This is a genomic window from Luteimonas sp. YGD11-2, assembly GCF_004118975.1.
In the GTDB taxonomy this organism is placed as follows: domain Bacteria; phylum Pseudomonadota; class Gammaproteobacteria; order Xanthomonadales; family Xanthomonadaceae; genus Luteimonas; species Luteimonas muca.
On record NZ_CP035376.1, the window covers coordinates 1,906,452 to 1,931,952 of the forward strand.

General features: G+C 71.3%; 19 protein-coding genes. 13 read left to right on the top strand and 6 right to left on the bottom strand.

Annotation, left to right across the window (positions count from 1 at the left end):
* Positions 1-34 precede the first annotated feature (34 nt).
* Together ispG and ERL55_RS08660 are read right to left on the bottom strand one after the other, a co-directional pair.
* A complete protein-coding gene (ispG, locus tag ERL55_RS08655) occupies positions 35-1,315 on the bottom strand; it encodes a flavodoxin-dependent (E)-4-hydroxy-3-methylbut-2-enyl-diphosphate synthase (RefSeq protein WP_129136065.1) in 1,281 nt (426 codons plus the stop codon).
* A gap of 72 nt (positions 1,316-1,387) precedes the next feature.
* Positions 1,388-1,945, bottom strand: a complete 558-nt coding sequence (locus tag ERL55_RS08660) for a copper chaperone PCu(A)C (RefSeq protein ID WP_206733297.1) — start codon at positions 1,943-1,945, stop codon at positions 1,388-1,390.
* Between the two features lie 142 nt (positions 1,946-2,087).
* On the opposite strand from ERL55_RS08660, the gene xseA reads away from it, so the two are divergent.
* The 4 genes from xseA (at position 2,088) to ERL55_RS08680 (ending at position 8,576) form a co-directional block, all read left to right on the top strand.
* Positions 2,088-3,437 carry an exodeoxyribonuclease VII large subunit gene (gene xseA, locus ERL55_RS08665; protein WP_129136067.1) on the top strand — a complete coding sequence of 450 codons (1,350 nt, stop codon included), beginning with the start codon at positions 2,088-2,090 and terminating at the stop codon, positions 3,435-3,437.
* A 74-nt stretch (positions 3,438-3,511) separates the two neighbouring features.
* Positions 3,512-5,158: an acetolactate synthase large subunit gene (locus tag ERL55_RS08670; protein ID WP_129136068.1), complete on the top strand. Its 1,647-nt coding sequence runs from the start codon at positions 3,512-3,514 to the stop codon at positions 5,156-5,158.
* A 25-nt stretch (positions 5,159-5,183) separates the two neighbouring features.
* A complete protein-coding gene (locus tag ERL55_RS08675) occupies positions 5,184-6,659 on the top strand; it encodes an aldehyde dehydrogenase family protein (RefSeq protein WP_129136069.1) in 1,476 nt (491 codons plus the stop codon).
* A 441-nt stretch (positions 6,660-7,100) separates the two neighbouring features.
* Positions 7,101-8,576: a VWA domain-containing protein gene (locus ERL55_RS08680; protein WP_241685884.1), complete on the top strand. Its 1,476-nt coding sequence runs from the start codon at positions 7,101-7,103 to the stop codon at positions 8,574-8,576.
* Here ERL55_RS08680 and ERL55_RS08685 read toward each other — a convergent pair.
* Complete coding sequence (locus ERL55_RS08685) at positions 8,543-11,338, bottom strand: EAL domain-containing protein (RefSeq protein ID WP_129137281.1); 2,796 nt, start codon at positions 11,336-11,338, stop codon at positions 8,543-8,545. The two genes, ERL55_RS08680 and ERL55_RS08685, sit on opposite strands and share 34 nt — an antisense overlap.
* Before the next feature lie 261 nt (positions 11,339-11,599).
* On the opposite strand from ERL55_RS08685, the gene ERL55_RS08690 reads away from it, so the two are divergent.
* The 4 genes from ERL55_RS08690 (at position 11,600) to ERL55_RS08705 (ending at position 15,629) form a co-directional block, all read left to right on the top strand.
* Positions 11,600-12,193 carry an RNA polymerase sigma factor gene (locus tag ERL55_RS08690; RefSeq protein ID WP_129137282.1) on the top strand — a complete coding sequence of 198 codons (594 nt, stop codon included), beginning with the start codon at positions 11,600-11,602 and terminating at the stop codon, positions 12,191-12,193.
* Positions 12,190-13,173: a hypothetical protein gene (locus tag ERL55_RS08695; protein ID WP_206733298.1), complete on the top strand. Its 984-nt coding sequence runs from the start codon at positions 12,190-12,192 to the stop codon at positions 13,171-13,173. The genes ERL55_RS08690 and ERL55_RS08695 overlap by 4 nt, the downstream gene beginning before the upstream one ends.
* A 2-nt stretch (positions 13,174-13,175) precedes the next feature.
* Positions 13,176-13,760, top strand: a complete 585-nt coding sequence (locus ERL55_RS08700; RefSeq protein ID WP_129137283.1) for a YigZ family protein — start codon at positions 13,176-13,178, stop codon at positions 13,758-13,760.
* A 90-nt stretch (positions 13,761-13,850) separates the two neighbouring features.
* Positions 13,851-15,629, top strand: coding sequence for an ABC transporter transmembrane domain-containing protein (locus ERL55_RS08705; RefSeq protein ID WP_129136072.1), 1,779 nt, complete (start codon positions 13,851-13,853; stop codon positions 15,627-15,629).
* 187 nt (positions 15,630-15,816) lie between these two features.
* On the opposite strand, the gene ERL55_RS08710 is transcribed toward ERL55_RS08705, so the two are convergent.
* Together ERL55_RS08710 and ugpC are read right to left on the bottom strand one after the other, a co-directional pair.
* On the bottom strand, positions 15,817-17,334 hold the full coding sequence (locus ERL55_RS08710) for a fumarate hydratase (protein WP_129137284.1): 1,518 nt from the start codon (positions 17,332-17,334) through the stop codon (positions 15,817-15,819).
* 180 nt (positions 17,335-17,514) lie between these two features.
* Positions 17,515-18,594, bottom strand: a complete 1,080-nt coding sequence (gene ugpC / locus ERL55_RS08715) for a sn-glycerol-3-phosphate ABC transporter ATP-binding protein UgpC (protein WP_129136073.1) — start codon at positions 18,592-18,594, stop codon at positions 17,515-17,517.
* A 301-nt stretch (positions 18,595-18,895) separates the two neighbouring features.
* Between ugpC and zwf the strand changes: the two genes are divergently transcribed.
* The 5 genes from zwf (at position 18,896) to eda (ending at position 24,732) form a co-directional block, all read left to right on the top strand.
* The gene (gene zwf / locus ERL55_RS08720) at positions 18,896-20,320 is read left to right on the top strand and encodes a glucose-6-phosphate dehydrogenase (protein WP_129136074.1); all 1,425 of its coding nucleotides are present in this window, start codon (positions 18,896-18,898) and stop codon (positions 20,318-20,320) included.
* Positions 20,317-21,318: a glucokinase gene (gene glk / locus ERL55_RS08725; RefSeq protein WP_129136075.1), complete on the top strand. Its 1,002-nt coding sequence runs from the start codon at positions 20,317-20,319 to the stop codon at positions 21,316-21,318. The genes zwf and glk overlap by 4 nt, the downstream gene beginning before the upstream one ends.
* Positions 21,315-22,055 carry a 6-phosphogluconolactonase gene (pgl, locus tag ERL55_RS08730; protein ID WP_241685736.1) on the top strand — a complete coding sequence of 247 codons (741 nt, stop codon included), beginning with the start codon at positions 21,315-21,317 and terminating at the stop codon, positions 22,053-22,055. Before glk ends, pgl begins: the two co-directional genes overlap by 4 nt.
* 73 nt (positions 22,056-22,128) lie before the next feature.
* The gene (gene edd / locus ERL55_RS08735) at positions 22,129-24,045 is read left to right on the top strand and encodes a phosphogluconate dehydratase (RefSeq protein ID WP_129136076.1); all 1,917 of its coding nucleotides are present in this window, start codon (positions 22,129-22,131) and stop codon (positions 24,043-24,045) included.
* A 27-nt stretch (positions 24,046-24,072) separates the two neighbouring features.
* Complete coding sequence (gene eda / locus ERL55_RS08740) at positions 24,073-24,732, top strand: bifunctional 4-hydroxy-2-oxoglutarate aldolase/2-dehydro-3-deoxy-phosphogluconate aldolase (protein WP_129136077.1); 660 nt, start codon at positions 24,073-24,075, stop codon at positions 24,730-24,732.
* A gap of 22 nt (positions 24,733-24,754) precedes the next feature.
* Here the strand turns inward: eda and ERL55_RS08745 are convergent, their stop codons facing one another.
* On the bottom strand, positions 24,755-25,423 hold the full coding sequence (locus tag ERL55_RS08745; protein WP_129136078.1) for a hypothetical protein: 669 nt from the start codon (positions 25,421-25,423) through the stop codon (positions 24,755-24,757).
* Between the last annotated feature and the right edge of the window lie 78 nt (positions 25,424-25,501).

Genomic DNA, 25,501 nt, shown 5'->3' on the forward strand with positions numbered 1-25,501 from the left:
CGCGGTGTCGCGCAGCCCGCGTCCCCGCGCCGGTTCAGGCGATCGCGGGGTGCCGCCCATAACGCCGGTCGACGTACTCGTCGATCAGCCCGATGAACTCCCGGGCGATGTTGTCGCCGCGCAGGGTCACGGCCTTCTCGCCATCCACGAACACCGGCGCCGACGGCGCCTCGCCGGTCCCCGGCAGCGAGATGCCGATATTGGCGTGGCGCGATTCGCCGGGGCCGTTGACCACGCAGCCCATCACCGCAAGGGTCATGGTCTCCGCCCCCGGATGGGTGATCTTCCACTCCGGCATCTTTCCGCGCACGTGTTCCTGCACCACCTGCGCGAGCTCCTGGAAGAACTCCGACGTGGTGCGGCCGCAGCCCGGGCAGGCGGTGACCATCGGCGTGAACGCGCGCAGGCCCATGGTCTGCAGCAGTTCCTGCGCGACCACCACTTCCTGGGTGCGCGACGCGCCCGGCTCGGGCGTCAGCGAAATGCGGATGGTGTCGCCGATGCCTTCCTGCAGCAGCACCGCGAGCGCGGCGCTGGAACCGACGATGCCCTTGCTGCCGATACCGGCCTCGGTGAGCCCCAGATGCAGAGCGAAGTCCGAGCGGGTGGCGAGATCGCGATACACCGCGATCAGCTCCTGCACGCCGCTGACCTTGGCCGACAGCACGATGCGCTCGCGCGGCAGCCCCAGTTCCACGGCGCGTTCGGCGGAATCGAGAGCGGAACGGATCAGTGCCTCGCGCAGCACGCGCCCCGCATCCCAGGGCTGCGCGCGGCGCGCGTTCTCGTCCATCAGCTGCGCGGCGAGCACCTGGTCGAGCGAACCCCAGTTGGCGCCGATGCGCACCGCCTTGCCGTGGCGCGCCGCAAGCTCGATCAGCTGCGCGAACTGCAGGTCCTTCTTCTTGCCGAAGCCGACGTTGCCCGGGTTGATGCGGTACTTCGCCAGCGCCTCGGCACAGGCCGGCTCGCGTTCGAGCAGCTGGTGGCCGTTGTAGTGGAAGTCGCCGATGATCGGCACCTCCACGCCCTGCATGGCCAGCCGCTCGACGATGCGCGGCACCGCGGCTGCCGATTCCGGGTTGTTGACGGTGATGCGTACCAGCTCGGAGCCCGCGCGCCAGAGTTCGGCGATCTGCTTCGCGGTGCCGGCGATGTCGGCGGTATCGGTATTGGTCATCGACTGCACGACGACCGGGGCATCGCCGCCCACGGCCACCTGCCCGATCCGCACCTGGCGGGTGACGCGACGCGGCGCCGGACCGAAGCGATCGGTCACGGGAAGGGACGGCAGGGGCTGGGGTTGCGCGGACATGCGCGCATTTTAGCGGCACCCGCCGTCCGCGGGATGACGGTGCCCGCAACGGTGCGGGCACCGCTGCATGCGCTAGTGGCTGTCGTTTCCGTGGCCACCACCGTGTGCACCATGCCCGGTCGCCGAGCGCACCTCGAATTCCACCGGCACGCGGCCGGCACGTTCGAACACCAGCGCCGCGGGCACCCGGCTGCCGATGGCCAACTCCGCCTGCGGTTCCATCAGCATCAGGTGGTAGCCACCCGGCCTCAGCTCGACGTGGGCGCCGGGCGGCAACTCCAGCCCGGCTTCCAGCTGGCGCATGCGCATCATGCCGTCCTCCTCGCGCATCTCATGGATCTCCACACGGGTGGCCGCATCGGTCTCCACCGCCAGCAGGCGGTCGGCCTCCGGCCCGCCGTTGCGGATGCCGAGATACCCGGCCGCGACCGCCGCGGGAGGCGGCGGCAGGCGGATCCACGGTGCCTGGATGGCGATCCCGGCCTGCGCGGCATCGGCCGCCAGGGCCTCATCGGCAGCAGTCCCGATACCGGGCGGCGGCGCATCGACGGTTGCGGGCGGCGCCGCCTGGTTGCAGGCGGCCAGCGACAGCGCGGCCAATGCCGGCAGGAGTGCATTGCGGATGTTCAATTCAACCTCCAGGGGTTCCGGACCCGCTGGGCAAGTGGCGCAGGGCAGGTCGTGACGGAATGGACGCGACAGTATCGCCGCTGCGTCGTTCGGCGTCGCCCCGCGCACCTCGCGCTGCGTGGGGGCCGGTATCCTGTCGCGCATGCATACGCCACCCGTCGCGGACGTCCTCACCCCGAGCCAGCTCAATACCCTCGCCCGCAGCCTGCTGGAGGACACGTTCCCGGCGGTGCTGGTGGAAGGCGAACTCGGCAACGTCTCCCGCCCGGCCTCGGGCCATCTGTACTTCACGCTCAAGGATGCGCGCGCGCAAGTGCGTTGCGCGATGTTCAAGCCCAAGAGCCAGTGGCTGCGCTTCCAGCCCCGCGAGGGCATGCAGGTGCTGGCGCGCGGGCGGCTGACGCTGTACGAGGCGCGCGGCGACTACCAGCTGATCCTCGACAGCCTCGAGGAGGCCGGCGAAGGCGCGCTGCGGCGTGCATTCGACGAGCTCAAGGCGAAGCTGCAGGCCGAAGGCCTGTTCGACGCCGCGCGCAAGCGGCCGCTGCCGGCGTGGATCGGGCGCCTGGGCGTCATCACCTCGCCGGGCGGCGCGGCGGTGCGCGACGTGCTGAGCGTGCTGGGCCGCCGCTTCCCGCTGCTCGAGGTCGAGATCCTGCCGGTGCTGGTACAGGGCAGCGGTGCGGCGCCGCAGATCGTCGAGATGCTGCAGCGTGCCGGCGCCAGCGGACGCTATGACGCCCTGCTGCTGACCCGCGGTGGTGGCTCGCTGGAAGACCTGTGGGCCTTCAACGAGGAACCGGTGGTGCGTGCGGTCGCGGCGTCGCCGGTGCCGGTGGTGGCGGCGATCGGCCACGAGACCGACTCCAGCCTGGCGGAATTCGCCGCCGACTTGCGCGCACCCACGCCGTCGGCCGCCGCCGAACTGCTGGTGCCGGACCGCATCGACCTGGAGGCGCGGCTGCGCGTGTTGCAGCGCCGCCACGCCGGCATGATCGAACACCGCCTGCGCCAGGCCGCGCAACGTGCCGACCGCGCGTTCCTGCGCCTGCACGCGCTGCGCCCGCAGGCACGCATCCAGGCGCTGGCGGCGCGCCGCGACGAGGCGCTGCGGCGGCTGCATACCGCCTGGGCGATCTGCCTAGAACGCCGCCAGGCGCGCGTTCGGCATGCGCAGGCGGACCTGCGCCGGCACCATCCGCAACAGCGCCTGGCCGCGTTGCAGGCACGCCTCGCCGCCACCCGGCCGCGCCTGCAGGCCGCGCTGCCGCGCCGCCTTCGCCACGACCGTGCGCGCCTGCAGGCCCTGGTGCGTGCACTGTCGGCGGTGAGCCCGCTGGCCACCGTCGCCCGCGGCTACGCGATCCTGCAGCACGACAACGGTCGCGTGGTGCGCGGCGTCGACGATGCACGGCCGGGTGATGCACTGCGCGCACGCGTGGCCGACGGCGAGTTGCGGGTACGCGTGGAGCCCGACGCCAACGCCGATTGATCACCGGCGCCGCGGTCGCCCGCCGATCACGCCGCCGGCGGCACACTGGCCGTGTCCCGTACCGGATCATCTGCATGACCAAGGCATCGGATCTTTTCGTCGCCGCGCTCGAGTCGCATGGCGTCGAGTACGTGTTCGGCATCCCCGGCGAGGAGAACCTCGACCTGCTGGAATCGCTGCGCAAGTCCGGTATCCGGCTGGTGCTCACCCGCCACGAGCAGGCCGCCGGCTTCATGGCCGCCACCATCGGGCGGCTCACCGGCCGCGCGGGCGCGTGCCTGGCGACACTCGGCCCGGGCGCGACCAACCTGGTCACCGCGGCGGCCTACGCACAGCTGGGCGCGATGCCGATGTTCATGGTGACCGGGCAGAAGCCCATCCGCAGCAGCAAGCAGGGGCATTTCCAGATCGTCGACGTGGTCGACATGATGCGTCCGCTCACCAAGTACACGCGGCAGATCGTCTCCGCCGACAGCATACCCGCCCAGGTGCGCGAGGCGCTGCGCTGCGCCGAACAGGAACGCCCCGGCGCGGTGCACCTCGAGCTGCCGCAGGACATTGCAGCCGACGACAGCGATGCGCGGCTGATCCCGGAGAGCCATTCGCGGCGACCGGTCGCCGAGGAGAAGGCGATCCGCCGCGCCGCGGATGCCATCGCCGGCGCGAAGCACCCGTTGCTGATGGTCGGCGCCGGCGCCAACCGCAAGACCACCGCGCGCATGCTGCGGCGTTTCATCGACCGGCTCGGCATCCCGTTCTTCAGCACGCAGATGGGCAAGGGCGTCATCGACGAGACCCACCCGTTGTGGCTGGGCACCGCCGCGCTGTCGGACGGCGACTTCGTGCACCGCGCCATCGATGCCTCCGACTGCATCATCAACATCGGCCACGACGTCATCGAGAAGCCGCCGTTCTTCATGCGCGAAGGCCGGCGCACCGTCATCCATGTCAACCACTCCGGCGCAGTGGTGGACCCGGTCTACTTCCCGCAGGTGGAGGTTGTCGGCGACATCGCCAACAGCGTGTGGCAGCTGGCCGAGGCGATCGAACCGCAGCCGCACTGGGACTTCGGCTTCTTCGACCGCGTGCGCGAGGCGCTGCACGCACAGCTGCGCGATCGTGCCGACGACGACCGCTTCCCCATGGCCAGCCAGCGGCTGGTGGCCGAGGTGGCCGCGGCGATGGGGCCCGAGGACATCACCTGCCTCGACAACGGCCTCTACAAGCTGTGGTTCGCCCGGAACTTCCGCTGCCGCACGCCGAATACGCTGCTGCTCGACAACGCGCTTGCTTCGATGGGCGCCGGGCTGCCGAGTGCGATTGCCGCAAGGATGGTGCATCCGCAACGGCGCGTGCTGGCGGTGGCCGGCGACGGCGGCTTCATGATGAACTCGCAGGAACTCGAGACCGCGGTGCGGCTCGGCGTGGACCTCACCGTGCTGGTCCTGCGCGACGACGCCTACGGCATGATCCGCTGGAAGCAGGCGCACGAGAAATACCCCGAATACGGCATGGCGCTGGGTAATCCGGATTTCGTGAAGTACGCGGAATCCTATGGTGCCCGTGGTCACCGGCCGGCGTCGGCCGCGGAGTTCGCGCCGATGCTCCGGCAGGCGCTCGATACGCCGGGTGTGGACGTGATCGAGGTCGCCATCGACTACACCGACGACGACCGCATCCTCAACGAGGACATCCCGCGTGAGAGCGCGGCGGTCGCCTGACCGCCACCGATACGGAGGACACCGCATGGCCAGCCCCAGGAAAACCGCCTCGCGTCGCATCACGCGCAGCCTCGCCCGCAGCTACCCGTACTGGCTCGCCGGCGAGGCGGTCACGGCCAATACCGATCTCGAGGTGCGCGACAAGTACAGCGGCAGGGTGGCCACCCGCGTGGCGTTCGCCGATGCCGACGCCGTGGACCGTGCGATCGAAGCTGCATCCAACGCGCGCGGCGCGATGGCCGCCTTCGCGCCCGACCAGCGCCGCGACGTGCTCGAGCACTGCATGCGCCGTTTCGAGGAACGCTTCGAGGAACTCGCGCTCGCGCTGTGCATCGAGGCCGGCAAGCCGATCGGCGATGCCCGTGGCGAAGTGACGCGGCTGATCGACACGTTCCGCATCGCCGCCGGCGAAGCCACCCGCGTGGAAGGCGAGACGGTGGAGCTGCAGATCTCCGAACGCACCCGTGGCGCCCGCGGCATGGTGCGGCGCGTGCCGATCGGGGTGTGCAGCTTCATCACCCCGTTCAACTTCCCGCTCAACCTGGTCGCGCACAAGGTGGCGCCCGCGATCGCCGCCGGCTGCCCCTTCGTGCTCAAGCCCGCGGCGAAGACCCCGGTGGGTGCGCTGATCATTGGCGAGATCCTTGCCGAGACCGATCTGCCCAGGGGGGCGTTCTCGATCCTGCCGTGCAGCAATGACGATGCCGCCGCGTTGACCGGGGACGAGCGCATCGCCCTGCTGAGCTTCACCGGCGGAATGATCGGCTGGGACCTCAAGGCACGTGCCGGGCGCAAGAAGGTCACCCTCGAACTCGGCGGCAACGCCGCGTGCATCGTCGATGCCGACCCCGGGGCCAGCCTCGACCATGTCGTCGACCGCCTGGTCTTCGGCGCGTACTACCAGTCCGGCCAGAGCTGCATCAGCGTGCAGCACATCCTCGTCCATCGCGATCTCTACCAGCCGCTCAAACGCAGGCTCAAAGCGCGGGTGGCGAAGCTGGTGATGGGCGACCCGCGCGACGAGGACACCTTCATCGGACCGGTCATCGACGAGGACGCCGCCAGGCGCATCGAGTCGTGGATCGACGATGCACGAAAGGCCGGCGCGAAACGGGTGGCCGGCAGCGCGCGCACCGGCACGATGGTGCCTGCCACGCTGATGGAGGACGTGCCGCGCGACTGCGACCTCTACCGCCAGGAGGTCTTCGGCCCGGTGGCCTGCCTGCAGGCCTTCGATGACTTCGACGAGGCGCTGGAAACCGTCAACGCCGGCGAATTCGGGCTGCAGACCGGCGTCTTCACCGCCCGCCTCGACCACGCCATGCGGGCCTGGGACCGGCTCGAGGTCGGCGGTGTCATCGTCGGCGACGTGCCGAGCTTCCGCGTCGACAACATGCCCTACGGCGGGGTCAAGGGCTCCGGCCTCGGCCGCGAAGGCGTGCGCTATGCGATCGAGGACATGACCGAACCGCGCCTGCTGGTGATCAGGGACACACCCTGACGACAGCGAGGGGGCTACGTGCCGCGCACCGGCCGGCGTGCGAACGTGTGCCAAATGCCGCGCGGCGTGCGACCGCGCATTGCACGTCGCGCATGCGCTAGGCTTGCCCGGCTGCACGGATGCGGTTGGTAGAGGGCGGCGTCGACGTCCGGACATCGTAGTCACGTCGACCCCGTTGGCCATCGCAGGACGTTGGCAGCTGCCACCGACTGGAGAGTGCCGATGCGCGTGCCTGCCCTGCTTGTCTGTTGCCTTGCCCTTGCCGCCTGCCAGGGGCCACAGCGTGCCGAGACGCGCGCCGTCGCGGAGGCATCTTCGCGGGACGACCGGCGCGAGGCCGAGCCACCGGTGGTGTTCGACAGCCCCTCCGCGATCAACATCCATGCACCGCCGCCGTCGCCCCCTGCGCCGCCCGCGCCCGTCGCCGACGGTTTCTTCCCGATGGCAGGCAGCGAGCGCTACGCACCGCGAACGGACAACCCGGTGCAGCGCACGGCCGAGGCGCCGGTCTCGACGTTCTCGGTCGATGTCGACACCGGCAGTTACAGCAACGTGCGGCGGATGCTGCGCCAGGGCGTGCGGCCGCCCGCGGATGCCGTGCGCGCCGAGGAGTTCATCAACTACTTCCGCTACGACCACCCGGCGCCGGCGGGCCGGGATGTGCCGTTCCGGATCACCACCGAACTCGCGCCTTCGCCGTGGGCGCGTGGACGCCAGTTGTTGATGATCGGCCTGCGCGGCTACGACGTGCCGCGCACCACGCTGCCTGCGGCCAACCTGGTGTTCCTCATCGACACCTCCGGCTCGATGGGCGCGCCGGACAAGCTGCCACTGCTGCAGAAGGCATTCGCCGAACTGGTGCAGCAGCTGCGCCCGCAGGATCGGGTGAGCCTGGTCGCCTACGCCGGCTCGGCCGGCCTGGTGCTTCCCCCCACGCCCGGCGACCGCAAGGCCGAGATCCTCTCGGCACTGGGCAACCTGCAGGCGGGCGGCAGCACCCATGGCAGTGCCGGGCTGCAGCTGGCCTACGAGACCGCACGCCAGGCCCACGTGCAGGGCGGGATCAACCGCGTGATCCTGGCGACGGACGGGGACTTCAACGTGGGCCTCGTCGACCGTGCGGCACTGGAGACCTATGTCGCCGACCAGCGCCGCAGCGGCATCGCACTCAGCACGCTCGGGTTCGGCCGGGGCAACTACCACGACGCGATGGCGGAGCGGCTGGCCGATGTCGGCGACGGGCAGCACGCCTATATCGACACCCTGCAGGAGGCGCGCAAGGTGCTGGTGGAGGAACTGTCGTCCACCCTGCTGACCATCGCCAACGACGTCAAGGTGCAGGTGGAGTTCGATCCTGCCCGCGTGGCCGAATACCGCCTGATCGGCTACGAGAACCGCCTGCTTCGCGAGGAGGATTTCGCCAACGACCGCGTCGATGCCGGCGACATCGGCGCCGGCCACGAGGTCACCGCGCTGTACGAGATCGTGCCGGTCGGTTCGGCCGACGCGTGGCTGTCGCCGCGTCGCTACGGCGCGCCCGCGCCCTCGACCGCACCCGCGACCGCCGGCGAAATCGCCCGCGTCAGCCTGCGTTACAGGCTGCCGGGCGAGACGCGCAGCCGGCTGGTGGACACCGCGGTGCGCAGCGCCGATCTCCGGCCCCAGGCCGGCGAATCACTGCGCTTCGCAGCGGCGGTCGCCGCCTATGCCGATGCACTGCGCGGGGGTACCCATCTGGGCGACTGGGGCTGGGACGACATCCGGCGCGAGGTCGCCGCTGCGCGCGGCGATGATCCGTGGGGGCTGCGGGGCGAACTGCTGGGGCTGGTCGACCTCGCTCGTGCCCATGCCGACATCGCGCCCACCGCACCCGCCGTGACCGCTCAGCCTTCCGGTGCAGGCCGGCCGAACAGGTAGCCCTGCCCGAAGTTGCAGCCGAGCTGCGCGAGCAGTTCGCGCTGTTCCTCGCGCTCGATGCCCTCGCCGATGGTCTCGATCCCCAGCGTGCCGGCCAGTGCCAGGATCGCGCGCACCAGCGCCAGGCTTTCGGCGCGCGAGGCACCCACCAGCCCGGCGACGAAGCTCTGGTCGATCTTGATCGACTGGATCGGGAACCGGTGCAGGTACGACAGTGCCGAGAAGCCGGTACCGAAATCGTCCAGCAGCGCCAGCACGCCGCGGTCGCGCAGCGCGTTGAGCGTGCGCAGCGCGCGCGGGGAGTCGTCGAGCAGCGCGACCTCGGTGATCTCGATGCGCAACCGCCGCGGGTCGGCGCCGGCATCGTCGAGCAGCTGCAGCAGCCGCTCGGCGAAGTCGTCGGAGACGAAATGGCGCGGCGACACATTGATGGAAACATAACCGTGCGCCTGCCGGCTCAGCCAGCGCACCACGTGCCGGTACATCAACCAGTCGACCTGGGCGATCAGGCCGGTGTCCTCGCCGACGCCGATGAACTGTGGCGGGGCCAGCAGCCCGCGCTGTTCGTGATGCCAGCGCAGCAGCGCCTCGTGGCCGACCACCGCGCCATCGGACAGCCGCACGATCGGCTGGAAGTACGGCTCGAAATCGTCCGACAGGATGGCGCGGCGCAGGTCCGCCTCGAGGTCGAGCAGGCGCATCGCCTCGGCGCGCATCTCCTCGTCGAAGAGTTCGCTGCGGTCGCGCCCACGCGCCTTGGCGCGGTACATGGCGGCGTCGGCGTCGCGCAGCATCTCCTCGCCGTGGCGGTAGCGCGGTTGCCAGAACGCGATGCCGATGCTGGCCGACGGGAACAGCTCGCGCCCGGCCACCCACATCGGCCTGCCGATCTCGGCCAGCAGCCGCGAGGCCACGCGCTGCGCGGTCTCCGCGGCCGGCACGTCCTGCAGCAGCACCGCGAACTCGTCGCCGCCCAGGCGCGCCACCGTGTCGGCACCCGAGAGCGCACGCCGCACGCGCCGGCCGACCTCGACCAGCAGGTCGTCGCCCGCGGCGTGGCCGATGCTGTCGTTGACCAGCTTGAAGCGGTCCAGGTCGAAGAACAGCACCGCGAACGCCCGCGCGTTGCCGGCCTGCACCGCGGCGATGGCCGCGTCCAGGCGCTCCAGCAGGTGTTCGCGGTTGGGCAGGCCGGTGAGCTGGTCGTGGCGTGCCTGGTGGATCAGCCGCTGCTCGGCGCGGGTGCGTTCGCCGACCAGCGCCTGCAGCTCGCGGTTGGCCTCCTGCAGCTCGCGGGTACGCGCCTGCACCCGCGATTCCAGCTCGGCATGCGCGGCCTTGAGCGATTCCTGTGCGCGCTTGCGCGACAGCGCGCTGCCGATATGGCGGGCCACGAAGGTCAGCAGTTCCTGGTCGCGCTCGTCGAACAGGATGTGCGGCGAATAGCTCTGCACCGCGATCGCGCCGATCACCGTCTCGTCGCGCGACAGCGGCACGCCCAGCCAGCAGTGCGCGCGCGTGCCCTGGCTGTGCACGTCGCCGCTGGCCTGCAGGCGGTCGATGGTGGCGCGGTCGGCCAGCATCGGCTGGCCGGAGCGGATCACGAACTCGGTCAGGCCGTTGGAGAGCCGGCGCGGCGGGCGCACCGGGTCGCGCTCGTCCACCGAGTACGGGAACTCGATGCGCTCGCCGTCGCCCACCAGCATCGCGATGTAGAAGTTCTCCGCATACACCAGGCCGTTGACCACCTCGTGCACGTCGGCATAGAAGCGCAGCAGGCTGCCGGCACTGACCGACATCTCGCTGATGCGGAACAGGGCGCGCTGCAGGCGCTCGGCGCGCTGGCGTTCCACGATCTCGTCCTGCAGCACCGCATTGGCCCGTTGCAGTTCGACGGTGCGCTGGCGCACGCGGCGCTCGAGTTCGCGCTGCGCATGCTTGCGGTCGAGCGCGGTCAGGATGTGCTGGGCCACGTATTCCAGCAGCGCGCGGTCCTCGTGGGTGTAGCTGTCGGGGCGGTTGTAGCTCTGCACCACGATGGCGCCGGCCACCCGCGCCTCGCGCCGGACCGGCACGCCCAGCCAGTCGGCGCTTTCCGGGCCCTGGTTGCCGTCGCGCGGCACGTCGAGCTGGGCGCGGATGGTGTCGGACGGCCCCATCACCGGCTGGCCATGTCGCAGCAGTGCCGCGGTCAGGCTGTTGGGCATCTCCGAAAGCGGGATGTCGTCGTCCGGATCCGGCCGCCAGGGGTCGTTCTGGTCGGCGAAGTACAGGAACCGCATCGTCGCGTGCACATCGTCGTAGAGCGCGATGTAGAAGTTCTCGGCCGACATAAGCGATGCCACCAGCACGTGGATGCGGCTGAGCATGTCGCGCATTTCCAGCGTGGAGCTGGCGAGGTCGGCGATCTCGTACAGCGCCTGCTGCAGGCGTTCGGACTTGCGCAGCGTGCGGATCTGCGCGCTCGCCAGTTCCGCGCGGGTGACCAGCACGAGCGCCGCGCGTGCCGGCGCCACCCAGCGCTGCAGGTCGCCGGGATCGGCACGCCGCGGCGGATCCACCGCCACCGCCACCCGCGTGCCGGCGTCTTCCCAGAGGATGTCGAAGGGGTGGCGGTCGGGGTCGGGATGCACACCCGCCAGCGCCACCGAGGCACGCGCGTGCAGATGGTCGGCGGCGCCGGGCGTCGCGACCTGCCCGCTCTGCAGGCGCGGATCGCACCAGTGCACGGCCATGTCGGCGCCTGCCGGCAACAGGGCCATCAGCAGTTCACGCAGCAGCGCCGGACCACGGGCCGGGGGTGCGGCCGCGGTGACCGTCTGGAAGTTCTCGATGTCCTGCACGCCTGGCCGTCCCCCTGATCGCCGACAGCATACCGGCCCGTGCCCGACCACAGGCACCGTGCACGGGCCCGGCTTCACCCCATCGGCCGCAGCCGCGCGTTCTGTAGCGCCATGCCCATCACCCCGACATCGGCCGCGGCACTCGTGCCGGCGATGACCGGCTTCTCCTGCGAGGCGGGAATGCTTAACCTGCGCGCGGTGAGCGAAGCCGCGGCCCACCCCTCCGGAACCCGAGAAACCAGCGACGAAACGCTGATGCTGGCCTATGCCGCCGGCGACGTCGCCGCGTTCGAGCAGCTCTACGCCCGCCACCGGCAGCGCCTCTACCGTTTCCTGCTGCGTGAACTGCGCGAGCCGGCGCTCGCCGACGAGATCTACCAGGACATCTGGCAGCGTGTGATCGCCGCGCGCGCCAGCTGGCAGCCCGACGCCACGTTCGCCACCTGGCTGTACCGGATCGCGCGCAACCGGCTGGCCGATCACTGGCGCGCGGCCCGGCACCGCCCGCCGGCGCCGCATGATGCCGATGCGCGCCTGGCGCGTGTACCCGACGACGACACCCCGGAGCGTAGGCTGGCCGCCGAACAACGCAGTACCGGCCTGCAGCGCGCACTCGAGGCCCTGCCGCCGGAGCAGCGCGAAGTGGTGCTGCTGCGGCTGGAGCAGGAACTCACCCTGGAGGAGATCGGCGCCGTGACCGGTGCGGGGCGCGAAACCGTGAAGTCGCGCCTGCGCTATGCGATGGACAGGCTGCGGGCTGCGATGACCCCATGATGACCCGCGATCCCTCCCTTCTCGACGCCGACGAGCGCACGATCGCCGCGCAGCTGGCGCGCCATGCCCCTTTGGGCGCGCCGGCGCCGGCGCTGGATGCGGCGGTACTGGCCGCGGCGCGTGCAGCAACCGCTGGCGATGCCCCGGCGCGGCCGCAGCGCACCCCATCGCGCGCCGGGTGGTCGCGTCGTCGCCGCTGGCCCGCGATCACCGGCGTGGCCGCGTCGCTGGCGCTGGCTGCCGGCATTGCCTGGCAGTTGCGCCCGATGCCCGCCGCCGCCCCGGTGCAGGACGAAGGCCCCGCGCCGGCCGCCACGGCATTTCGCGCGACCCGCGACGACCCGCCTGCGCCCGGGCTGGCCGGAGCGCCCGCGGCCGCTCCGGCAACAACGGCCGTGCCCGGGGAGAATCCAGCGCAGGTGGCAGCGACGGCGCCCTCCAGCGGCGCATCTGCCCCGCCGCCCGCGACGATGCAGATGGAAGCCGTGCCGCAGGGGACACCCGAAACCCATGCCGGGGACAACGACGCCGGGCGCCCCCCGCTGCCGCCGATGGCTCCGGCACCGGCCGCCGAGCCATCCTCGCCTGCGACGTCGGCGCCGGTCGACCGCGCACCGGCAACCGCGACATCCGCTCCGCCAACGCCGGTGGGCAGGGCGACCGGTGCGACCGCGGTCGGCCGCCAGGCGCTGCGCGGGGCTCCCGTGCCGTCGCGCACCGCGGTGGCTGCGTCCGATGCCGGCAGCGCGATGCACACGGATGACGAGCACGCAGGTTTCAGCGACGGGGAACTCGACGACTCGCCGCCGGCGACCGTGGACTCGCCCGAGGTGCACCAGGCCTGGCTGCAGCGCATCCGCGAACTGCGCGACAGCGGACGCAGCGAAGCCGCCCGCGAGAGCCTCGCCGAACTGCAGCGGCGCTTCCCGGACCTGCCCGTTCCCGACGACCTGGCCGCGCTCGCCGAACCCCCGCAGTGAGCCTGGACACCCTTACCGCCGCGGCCGGGCACACGCTCGAGGTCAAGCACAGCCGCTTCCTGGCCCGCGCCGCTCCGGTCGAGTCCGCGGACGCCGCGCAGGCGTGGATCCGCGCGGTGTCGGTGGCCGATGCGACCCACAACTGCTGGGCCTGGCGGGTCGGCGACGACTACCGCTCGAGCGACGACGGCGAGCCTGCCGGCACCGCCGGACGGCCGATCCTCGCCGCCATCGATGGCCAGGGCTACGACCGTCTCGCGGTGGTGGTCACCCGCTGGTACGGCGGCATCAAGCTGGGCGCCGGCGGCCTGGTGCGTGCGTATGGCGGCGCCGCCTCGGAATGCCTGCGGCTGGCGCCGCGCGAGCCGCTCGTGGAATACGCCGACGTGGTCGTGCATGCGGGCTTCGAGGACCTCGGCTGCGTACACCAGGCCATCGAAGCACGTGGAGCGATCAAACAGGACGAGGCCTACGCCGCCGACGGCGTGCGCTTCGTGCTGCGATTGCCGGCGGCCGACGTCGACGCATTGCGGCTGCTGCTGCGCGACGCCAGCCGTGACCGCGTGCGGGTCGAGGCGGCCGGTTGAGCGCCGCGCAGGGTTCGCGAACCCGATCGGCACGGGCCGCGACGATGCAGCGCTACACTTCCCGGTCCGCACCGCGGACACCCCGATTCGATGACCGATCTTCCCCCCGACGACGCGGGCAGCGCCCCGAAGGCGCGCGTGCCGCTCGGCATCCTGCGTACGCTGTGGCCGTTCCTCGCGCGTCAGCGCGGGCTGCTGGTGGCCTGGCTGCTGGCGCTCGCGGCGTCCTCGACGGCCACGCTGAGCCTGCCGCTGGCGGTGCGCTACATGATCGACCACGGCTTCGGCAGCGGCAGCGATATCGATGCCGCGTTCGCGCTGCTGTTCGCGGTCGCGTTCGCGCTGGCCATCGCCACCGCGGCGCGCTTCTACCTGGTGTCGCTGCTGGGCGAGCGCGTCATCGCCGACCTGCGCACCCGGCTGTACGCGCACCTGATGGGCCTCGACCAGGCGTTCTACGAGCGCAGCCGCAGCGGCGAACTGGTCTCGCGGCTGTCGGCCGATACCGAACTGCTGCGTGGCGTGGTCGGCTCCGGCATGTCGGTGGCATTGCGCAGCGTGGTGATGGTGGTCGGCAGCCTCACCATGCTGGTGGTCACCAGCCCGCGGCTTGCGGCGTGGACGTTGGTCGGCATTCCGCTGTTCGTGCTGCCGATCGTGCTGGGCGGGCGGCGGCTGCAGAAGATCTCGCGGCAGGCGCAGGACCGCGTGGCCGACGCCAACATGCTGGCCGCGGAAACCCTGGGTGCGATCCGCACCGTGCAGGCGCATGCGCGCGAGGCCTTCGAACGCGGGCGCTTCACCGAAGCCGTGGCGCTGTCGGTGGCCACCGCGCGCCGGCGCATCGGCACCCAGGCGGTGGTGACCGCGGTGGCGATCACCGCCATCTTCGGTGCGATCACCGTGGTGCTGTGGTCGGGCGCGCACGACGTGGCGGCCGGGCGCCTGAGCCCGGGCACGCTCGGGCAGTTCGTGCTGTATGCGTTGATGGGCGGCGGCTCGGTGGGCGCGCTGGCGGAAGTCTGGAACGAGCTGCAGCGCGCGGCCGGCGGCATGGGCCGGATCAACGACCTGCTGGTGGAGCAGCCGACGCTGCTGGCGCCGGTATCGCCGCAGAGGCTGCCTGACCGCGTGACCGGCGCGATCGACATGTACGGCGTGACCTTCCACTACCCCGGCCGCGACGACATTCCCGCGCTGGCGGACTTCAGCCTGCATGTGCGACCCGGCGAGACGGTGGCGCTGGTGGGCCCGTCGGGTGCCGGCAAGAGCACCGTGTTCGGGTTGCTGCTGCGCTTCCACGATCCGCAGCAGGGCACGCTGCGGCTGGATGGCCTGGACCTGCGCCAGCTGGATCCGGTCGACCTGCGCGAGCGCATGGCGCTGGTGCCGCAGCAGCCGACCATCTTCGCCGCCTCCGCCCGCGACAACATCCGTTACGGCCGGCTGGACGCGTCCGATGCCGAGGTCGAGGCCGCCGCCCGCTCCGCCGAGGCCGACGAGTTCATCCGCGCACTGCCAGCCGGTTACGACGAACAACTGGGCGAGCGCGGCGCACGCCTGTCGGGTGGCCAGCAGCAGCGCGTGGTCATCGCCCGGGCGCTGCTGCGCGATGCACCCGTGCTGCTGCTGGACGAGGCGACCTCGGCGCTCGATGCGCAGAGCGAACGCGCCGTGCAGCACGCGCTCGAGCACCTGATGCAGGGCCGCACCACGCTGGTGATCGCGCATCGCCTGGCCACCGTGCTCAAGGCCGACCGCATCGTGGTGATGGACCAGGGCCGCATCGTCGCCGAAGGCACCCACGCCGAACTGCTCGCGCAGAACGGCCTGTACGCGGAACTGGCACGGCTGCAGTTCCTGCACTGAGACCCGGTTGCCGCCCGGACGGACGCGGATCGACGCGGATCAGGCGTGCGGCGGTGGATCGCAGCGGAACCGGACCGCAGCCCGGCCACGCGCGACGTACCCGGGTCGCCGGGGCAGGTGCGGACCCGCAAGCGCCTGGCGCCGTGTCCGGGCGACAGCGCTCTGATCCGCGCTTGCCTGCCTGATCTCAGGCGATCTCGACCACCGGGATGCCGGCGATCTTCGACTTCCACTTGCGCGGGCCGGTCTCGTGCACCGACTCGCCGGTGGAATCCACCGCGACGGTCACCGGCATGTCGCGCACCTCGAACTCGTAGATCGCTTCCATGCCGAGGTCCTCGAACGCGACCACGCGGCTGGCCCTGATCGCCTTCGACACCAGGTAGGCGGAGCCGCCGACCGCCATCAGGTACACGGCCTTGTTGTCGCGGATCGCCTCGATCGCCGCCGGTCCGCGCTCGGCCTTGCCGACCATGCCGACCAGGCCGGTCTGTTCGAGCATCTGCCGGGTGAACTTGTCCATGCGGGTGGCGGTGGTCGGGCCGGCCGGGCCCACCGCCTCGTCGCGCACCGCGTCGACCGGGCCGACGTAGTAGATGAAACGGTTGGTGAAATCGACCGGCAGGGTCTCGCCGCGGTTCAACATGTCGACCATGCGCTTGTGCGCGGCGTCGCGGCCGGTCAGCAGGCGGCCGTTGAGCAGCAGCACCTCGCCCGGCCTGAACGTGGCCACGTCGTCGCGGGTGATCGTATCCAGGTCCACCCGGCGTGCGTTGGCCGGGTTGTAGGTGAGCTTCGGCCAGTCCTCCAGTGACGGCGGGTCGAGCATCACCGGGCCGCTGCCATCGAGGGTGAAATGTGCGTGCCGGGTGGCGGCGCAGTTGGGGATCATCGCCACCGGCAGGTTGGCGGCGTGGGTCGGATAATCCCTGATCTTGATGTCGAGCACGGTGGTCAGCCCGCCCAGGCCCTGCGCGCCGATACCCAGCGCGTTGACCTTCTCGTACAGCTCCAGGCGCATTTCCTCCAGCCGGTTGGCCGGGCCGCGCGCCTTGAGGTCGACGATGTCGATCGGCTCCATCAACGACTCCTTGGCCAGCAGCATCGCCTTCTCGGCGGTGCCGCCGATGCCGATGCCGAGCATGCCCGGCGGGCACCAGCCGGCACCCATCGTCGGCACGGTCTTGAGCACCCAGTCGACCACCGAATCCGACGGATTGAGCATCGCGAACTTGCTCTTGGCCTCCGAGCCGCCGCCCTTGGCGGCGACGATCACGTCGACCCGGTTGCCCGGCACGATCTTGACGTTGACCACGGCCGGGGTGTTGTCGCGGGTGTTGACGCGCTTGCCGGCGGGATCGGCCAGCACCGAGGCGCGCAGCTTGTTGTCGGGGTGCGCATAGGCGCGGCGCACGCCCTCGTTGACCATGTCCTCGACGCCCATGGTGGCGTCGTCCCAGCGCACCTGCATGCCGATCTCGAGGAACACGGTGACGATGCCGGTGTCCTGGCAGATCGGGCGGTGGCCTTCGGCGCACATGCGCGAATTGATCAGGATCTGCGCCATCGCGTCCTTGGCCGCGGGCGATTCCTCGCGCTCGTACGCGGCGGCCAGGTTCCGGATGTAGTCGACCGGGTGGTAGTAGCTGATGTACTGCAGCGCGTCGGCGACGGACTGGATCAGGTCGTCCTGGCGGATCGACACGGGTTCGGAGGCAATCGCGGGGGGGTTGTGGGTCACGGCGGCGGTCGGCTGGCGGAAAACCCGCCCATTCTACCGGCCACGCGCCCGGCCTTCCGGGACGCAGCGTTGCGCTACGTCCTGCAGCGGTCCGGTGCAGCGGGCCGCCCTGCCCCCGCCGCGCGGCCGCTGGCCCCGGCGCTGTCAGCCGGCCAGACGCAGCCCGGATTCCGCATCGAAGAGATGCAGGTGCCGGGTGTCCAGCCGCAGCGGCAGCGCGCTGCCGGGTTCGGGCAGGTCGCCGGGTGGAAGCCGCGCCACCAGTGCCTGCGCGCCGCGGCGCAGGTTGACGAACACGTCGCTGCCGACCGGCTCCACCACCTCGACGAGCGGTGCGAAGCCGCCGCCGTCGCCACGTTGCAGGTGCTCCGGGCGGATGCCGAGCGCGACCTCGCGGCCGTCCATCTCCGGCTCCAGTTCGGCATCGTCCAGCGCCAGGCGGCTGCCATCGTCGAGCATCAGCGCCCAACCGTCCGCACGCCCCAGCCTGCCGCGCAGCACGTTCATCGCCGGGCTGCCGAGGAAGGTCGCCACGAACAGATTCGCAGGACGTTCGTACAGGTTCATCGGCGTGTCGATCTGCTGGATCTCGCCGCGGTCGAGCACCACGATGCGCTGCCCCAGCGTCATCGCCTCGATCTGGTCGTGGGTGACGTAGACCATCGTCGCGCCGAGCTGGCGGTGCAGCCGGGCGATCTCCACGCGCATCGACATGCGCAGCTTGGCGTCGAGGTTGGAGAGCGGTTCGTCGAGCAGGAACACCTGCGGGTTGCGCACCAGCGCACGCCCGAGCGCCACCCGCTGGCGCTGCCCGCCCGAGAGCTGGCCGGGCTTGCGGTCGAGCAGCGCGTCGAGCTCCAGGATCTTCGCCGCCTCGCGCACGCGGGCGTCCACGCTGGCGCGGTCGTGGCCACGCAGCTTCAGCCCGAAGGCGAGGTTGTTGGCCACGCTCATGTGCGGATACAGCGCGTAGGACTGGAACACCATGGCGATGTCGCGGTCGCGCGGCGCGATGTCGTTGACGACCCGGTCGCCGATGCGCAGGGTGCCGGCGGAGATCGACTCCAGCCCGGCGATCATCCGCAGCAGTGTCGACTTGCCGCAGCCCGAGGGCCCGACCAGCACCAGCAGCTCGCCATCGGCGACCTCGAACGTCGCGCCGGCCACGCCGACGTGCCCGTTCGGATAGACCTTGCGTACCCCGTCCAGCTCGACCCTGGCCATCCACGCTCCCGGATATGTCTGCATGCGTCCGCACGTGGCGGTGTCCGCCGATTGTGGCGTACGTCGTCGCTCCTGCAGCGGGTGCCGCAGGCGCTGGACATTCTGGCATGTAATCGCTTACATACGATGGCGCCTGCGGGGGGCCTGCAATGCGTCCGGGACCCGTCAGGGCCGCACCGGCCGCGCGGGGAACGCATGGCCATCCGACATCACCTGTTATCGTCCCTCCGGATGCACGACGCAGCGGCCAGTCGCGGACTGGCGGGCGCGTCGGCCGGCCGGAGTTTCCTGCGGAGCTGCGATGCACGACACCCTGTTGCTGTTTGGTGCCACCGGCGACCTCGCCTCCCGCTACCTGTTCCCCTCGCTCGTCCATCTGCTGCGCGACCGACTGCTGCCCGAGAGTTTCCGCGTGATCGCAGTCGGCCGCACGCCGCATGACGACGCCGGGTTCCGCGCCTGGCTGCGCGAACGCCTCGACGACGGCGACGGCCGCAACAATGCTGCGCTCGACGACCTGCTTGGCCGCACCCGCTACCACGCGCTCGACCTGCAGGACGCCGACGCCATCGCGGCGGAACTGTCGCAGTACGGCGACCGCCCTGCGGTGAGCTATCTCTCCACCCCGCCGAACCTGTTCGCACCCGCCTGCCGCGGCCTGAAGGCCGCCGGCCTGCTCGAGGAGCCGTCGCGGCTGGTGCTGGAGAAGCCGCTCGGCCACGACCTCGCCTCGGCGCGCGAGATCAACGCCACCCTGCGCGAGAGCCTCGACGAGTCGCGGATCTTCCGCATCGACCATTACCTCGGCAAGGCACCGGTGCAGAACCTGCTGGCGCTGCGCTTCGGCAACACGCTGCTGGAGGCGGTATGGGAGCGGCGCTGGATCGAGTCGGTCGACATCGTGGTGGCCGAGACCGCCGGCGTCGACGGCCGCGAGGGCTACTACGCCGACTACGGCGCGCTGCGCGACATGGTGCAGAACCACATGCTGCAGCTGCTTGCATTGATTGCAATGGAGCCTCCGGCTTCGCTGGATGCCGACAGCGTGCGCGACGAGAAGCGCAAGGTGCTGCGTGCGCTGCGGCCGATGAGCGCCGCCGACGCCGCGCGCGACAGCGTGCGAGGGCGCTACGGCGATGGCGTGGTCGAAGGCCATGCGGCCAGGGGCTTCCGCCACGAGCGCGAGGTCGAGACCTTCGTCGCCCTGCGCGCCTACATCGACAACTGGCGCTGGGCGGGGGTGCCGTTCCGGCTGGTCACCGGCAAGCGCATGCCGTCGCGGGCCACCGAGATCGTGGTGTCGTTCCGGCCGGTCTCGCACTGGCTGTACGAGCGGCCCTCGCGCGAGCGCGCCCAGCCCAACCGCCTGCATGTGTGCCTGCAGCCGGAGGAGGCGATCGACCTCACCCTGATGGGCAGCCTCGCCGCACCGGAATGGGGTGCCACCGAGCTGCAGCCGCTGTCGCTGGATCTGGAGATGTCGCCCGCGCCGAAGCGGCGCATCGCCTACGAGCGCCTGCTGGTCGATGCCCTCAAGGGCGACCAGACGCTGTTCGTGCGCGACGACGAGGTCGAGGCGGCGTGGCACTGGATCGACAGCGTCAGTGCCGCCTGGCAGGAGGCCGGCACGCCGGTCGAGGAATATCCGGCAGGCTCGTGGGGGCCGGCGTCGGCAGCCCCGTTCCTGCCCACGGTGACCGGCAGCAACGGGAAGCGCCGCCCATGAGCGGTACCCGCCCCGTCCTGCTGGCCGACATCGGCGGCACCAATGCGCGCTTCGCGCTGGCATGGCCCGATGCGCCGATGCCGCTGCGCGTCGACACCGTCGAGCGTTACCCGGTGGTGGAGTTCCCCTCGCTTGCCGACGCGGCGCGACATTACCTCTCGCAGGCCGGGGTCTCGGTAGGCAACGGCGTGTTCGCGGTCGCCGGCCGCGTCGACGGCGACCATGCACGCATCACCAACCATCCGTGGGTGATCTCGCGGCCGCGACTGTGCGCGCAGCTGGGGCTCGACGACGCCATGCTCGCCAACGACTTCGCCGCACAGTCGATGGCGATCACCCTGCTCGGCCCCGACGACGTCGCCACCGTCGGTGGCACCAGCTGGCGTCCCGATCCGCCCGGCGTGCACCGGAACCGCACCTACGCGGTGATCGGCCCCGGCACCGGGCTCGGTGTCGGCGGGCTGCTGGTGCGCGACGGCCGCTGCTATCCGCTCGAGACCGAAGGCGGGCATGTCAGCTTCCCGCCCGGCACCCCGGAGGAACTGCGCATCCTCGACGTGCTGTCGCGCCAGTTCGGCCGGGTCTCCAATGAGCGGCTGGTGTGCGGGCCGGGGCTGGTCAACATCCACCATGCGCTGGCGGAGATCGCCGGCGAGGATCCCGGCCCGCTGCAGCCGCGCGATGTCACCGCGCGCGCCGCCGGCGGGGATCCACGTGCCACCCGCGCGGTCGACATCTTCTGTGCGGTGTTCGGTGCCATCGCCGGCGACGTGGTGCTCACCCTCGGCGCCTGGGACGGGGTGTTCCTGACCGGCGGGCTGGTGCCACGCATGCTCGACGCACTGCGCCATTCGGGCTTCCGCCAGCGCTTCGAGCACAAGGGCCGGTTCTCGTCGAACATGGCGCAGGTGCCGTCGATGGCGGTGATGCACCCGCAGGCCGGACTGCTCGGTGCCGCGGCGCTGGCACGGCAGCGCTACGGCCAGGTGCCCGCATGATGGTCATGCCGCCCGCCTCGCCGCTGGGCGCCGGCGACCTGCCGGTGCAGCTGTACACCTACGACTCCGCCACCCAGTGGGTATGGGGCGCGGCAGTGGCGCTCTCGGCGGCGCTCACGCGCACGCTGGAGGAAAGGCCGCGCGCGCGCCTGCTGCTGTCGGGCGGCAGCACGCCGGAGCCGGTCTACAGCGCGCTGGCCAAGGCGCCGCTGGCGTGGTCACTGGTCGACGTGGCGCTGGTCGACGAACGCTGGCTGATGCCCGACGACCCTGACAGCAACGCGCGCCTGGTGCGGCAGACGCTGCTGCAGCGCAATGCCGCCGGCGCTCGCTTCGAGACGCTCACCCGCGCCGGCCGGCCGCTGGCCGAGGCCGTGTCCACCGCCAACATGCACGCGCGCAGTCCGGCCGACGTGGTGGTACTGGGCATGGGCGAGGACGGCCATACCGCGTCGCTGTTTCCCGGCATGCGCGATCTCGGCGCCGCGCTGGCGTCGCCGCAACCGTATGTCGCGGTGGATGCCAGCGGATGCCCCGGCGCCGGGCCCTGGCCGACACGGATCAGCCTGACGCCCACCGGGCTGGCACCCGCGCATACCCGCCTGCTGCTGATCCGCGGCCAGCGCAAGCGCGAGTTGCTGGACCGCGTGCTGGCCGGCGACGACCCGTTCGAATACCCGGCGCGGATCGCCTTCACCACGCCGGGCGCGCCGCTGCACGTGCACTGGTGCCCGTGAGCCACGGCGACCGGCCACGCATGCCCGCGATCCGACCTGCGCGCGATCGCTCCACGATCGATGGTGATCTGCAATGAGCCTGCACCCCGTACTCCATGACGTCACCGAGCGCATCCGCGAGCGCAGCCGGGGTTCGCGCGCCGCGTATCTTGCCGGCATCGATGCGATGCGCGATGCCGGCCCGCTGCGCGGCCGCCTGAGCTGCGCCAACCTCGCCCACGGTTTCGCCGCCTGTGGGCCGGTCGACAAAGGCCGCCTGCGCGAGGGGCCGACGCCGAACCTCGGCATCGTCACCGCCTACAACGACATGCTCTCGGCGCACCATCCCTACGAGCACTACCCCGAGCGCATCCGCGACGTGGCGCGGCGCTTGGGCGCCACCGCCCAGGTGGCCGGCGGGGTACCGGCAATGTGCGACGGGGTGACCCAGGGCCGCGCCGGCATGGACTTGTCGCTGTTCTCGCGCGACGTCATCGCCCAGTCCACCGCCATCGCGCTGTCGCACGACATGTTCGACAGCACGGTGTACCTGGGCATCTGCGACAAGATCGTGCCCGGGCTGCTGATCGGTGCACTGGCCTTCGGGCACCTGCCCGCGGTGTTCGTGCCGGGCGGGCCGATGCCCAGCGGCATCCCCAACCGGGAAAAGGCCGAGGTACGCGAACGCTACGCCGCCGGGGAGGCGACCCGCGAGGAACTGCTCGACGCCGAGGCGGGCTCCTACCACTCGCCCGGCACCTGCACCTTCTACGGCACCGCCAACTCCAACCAGGTCATGCTCGAGGCGATGGGCGTGCAGCTGCCGGCGTCGTCGTTCGTCAACCCGGGCACGCCGCTGCGCGACGCACTCACCAACGCTGCGGTGGAGCGTGCACTCGCCACCACCGCGCTCGGTGACGACTACCGCCCGCTCGGTCATCTCATCGACGAGCGCGCCATCGTCAACGCGGTGGTGGCGCTGATGGCGACCGGCGGCTCCACCAACCACACCATCCACTGGATCGCGGTGGCGCGCGCGGCCGGCATCGTGCTGACCTGGGACGACTTCGACGTGCTTTCGTCGATCGTGCCGCTACTGGCGCGCGTGTATCCCAATGGCGAGGCCGACGTGAACCGCTTCCAGGCCGCGGGCGGCACCGCCTTCGTGTTCCGCGAGCTGCTCGATGCAGGCCTCATGCATGCGGATCCGCCGACCCTGCTCGACCGCGGCATGCGTCCCTGGTGCGAGGAGCCGCGGCTGGACGCTGGCACCCTGCGCTGGTTTCCGACCATTGCAGCCAGCGGCGACGCCGGTGTCGTACGCGGTGCGGCGGAACCGTTCGAAGCCCAGGGCGGCCTGCGCCTGCTGCGCGGCAATCTCGGCCGTTCGCTGATCAAGACCTCGGCGGTGAAACCGGAATACCGTCGCATCGATGCACCTGCGGTGGTGGTCGACACGCCGCAGGCGCTCAACCGCCTGCATCGTTCCGGCGCGCTGCCGCACGACTTCGTCGCCGTGGTCCGCTTCCAGGGGCCGCGTGCCAACGGCATGCCGGAGCTGCATTCGCTGGCGCCGCTGCTGGGCATGCTGCAGAACCAGGGCCGCCGCGTGGCGCTGGTCACCGACGGCAGGCTGTCGGGCGCGTCCGGCAAGTTCCCTGCCGCCATCCACGTCACTCCGGAGGCCGCGCGTGGCGGCCCGCTGGCGCGCCTTCGCGACGGCGACCGCATCCTGCTCGACGGCGAAACCGGCACGCTCGAGGCGATCGTGGATCCTGCAGAGTGGTCCGCACGCGAGCTCGCGATCGACACCGCGCCGGCGGGTTCCGACCTCGGCCGCAATCTGTTCGCCTTCAACCGCCGCAACGTGGGGCCCGCGGACCAGGGCGCGCTGTCGATCTCGTGCGGACCGCCCGCCGCCGATGGCGGCCCGTGGAACTACGACGCCGAATACGACTTCGGCCACGACCCGGCGGCGATCACCTCGCCGCACGCCTCCAAGGACGCCTGACGTCCCTCCAGCCAAGGACCACACCCGATGTCGATCGTGCAGCACCAGGACACCGCCGAACGCCTTCTGCGCGAGGCCGGCCTGCTTCCCGTCATCACCGTGGACAGCGTCGACCAGGCGCGCCGCATCGCCGATGCGCTGCTGGAAGGTGGCCTGCGCACGCTCGAACTCACCCTGCGCACGCCCTGCGCGCTCGACGCGCTGGCCACACTCAAGCGCGAGTTGCCGGACATCGTGATCGGCGCCGGCACCATCACCGCGGTGGCGCATATCGGCCAGGCGATCGATGCCGGCGCCGACTTCCTGGTCACGCCCGGCACGCCCCCTGCCCTCGCCGCAGCGCTGGCCGCGGCCCCGCTGCCGGTGGTTCCCGGCGGTGCCACCCCGACGGAATTCATGGCACTGATGGCGCATGGCTTCCGCGTGTGCAAGCTGTTCCCGGCCAACGCGGTCGGCGGGCTGGCGATGCTGAAGGGGCTGGCCGGCCCGCTGGCCGACCTGCGCGTATGCCCGACCGGCGGGATCACCGAAGCCAATGCCGCCGACTTTCTCGCCCAGCCCAACGTGGTCTGCATCGGCGGGTCGTGGATGGTGACCAGGGCCTGGATCGACGCCGGCGACTGGCAGCACGTGCGCGACACCGCGGCGCAGGCGGCGGCACTGGTGCGCAGCGCACGCGCAGCCTGAGCACGGCGTGCGTCGCGCCAGGCTATGCGGCGCGCAACCGGTAACCCGCGCGCTTCCACAGCCACGCGTGGACGAGGAACCAGGTCACCAGGCCGAGGCCCAGCCACCACTCCAGTGCGTTCTCGAAATGGTCCTGGAAGGGACTGCCGCCGGCGACCACCAGCGCGATCACATGGACCACGCCCAGCAGCAGCATCAGTGCGCAGATCGCGCGCAACGCCTGCCGGATCCGCGGCGCCGCCTGCAGCCCGGGGTCACCCGCGCGCAGAAACGCCACCTGTGCCAGAAAACTGGCCCCGAAGAACACCACCACGCCATAGCGGCGCAGGAAACGGTAGACCTCGCCCTCGGTGCCGAGGAACGTCACGTACACCGCCAGCGCCACCGCGGCCACCAGCCCCGCGCCGAGCACCGTGCGTCCGCGCGCGCCGGTGGCGGACAGCCAGCGCGCGGACAGCCACCAGTGCAGGCCGATCGCCAGCGCGTTGGGCAGCATCAGCAGGCGGAACAGATGGTTGCCGACGCCCTCGCGCGCAGCGCGGCTGATCGAGGTGCAGCCTTCGAGGTACGGAATGCACCCCGGGACGATGCCGGCATGCACCGACAGCGCCCAGGCCGCATGGGTGCCCAGAAGGAAGACCAGCGCGACCGCAAGCGGCAACAGCCACAGTGGAATGTCGTGTCGCGCCATGCGGACCTCCTTCGGCACCCGTACCTGGATCCTGCACCGGAGGCCGTGTATGCCTTGCGGAGCAAGGCCGATGACAGG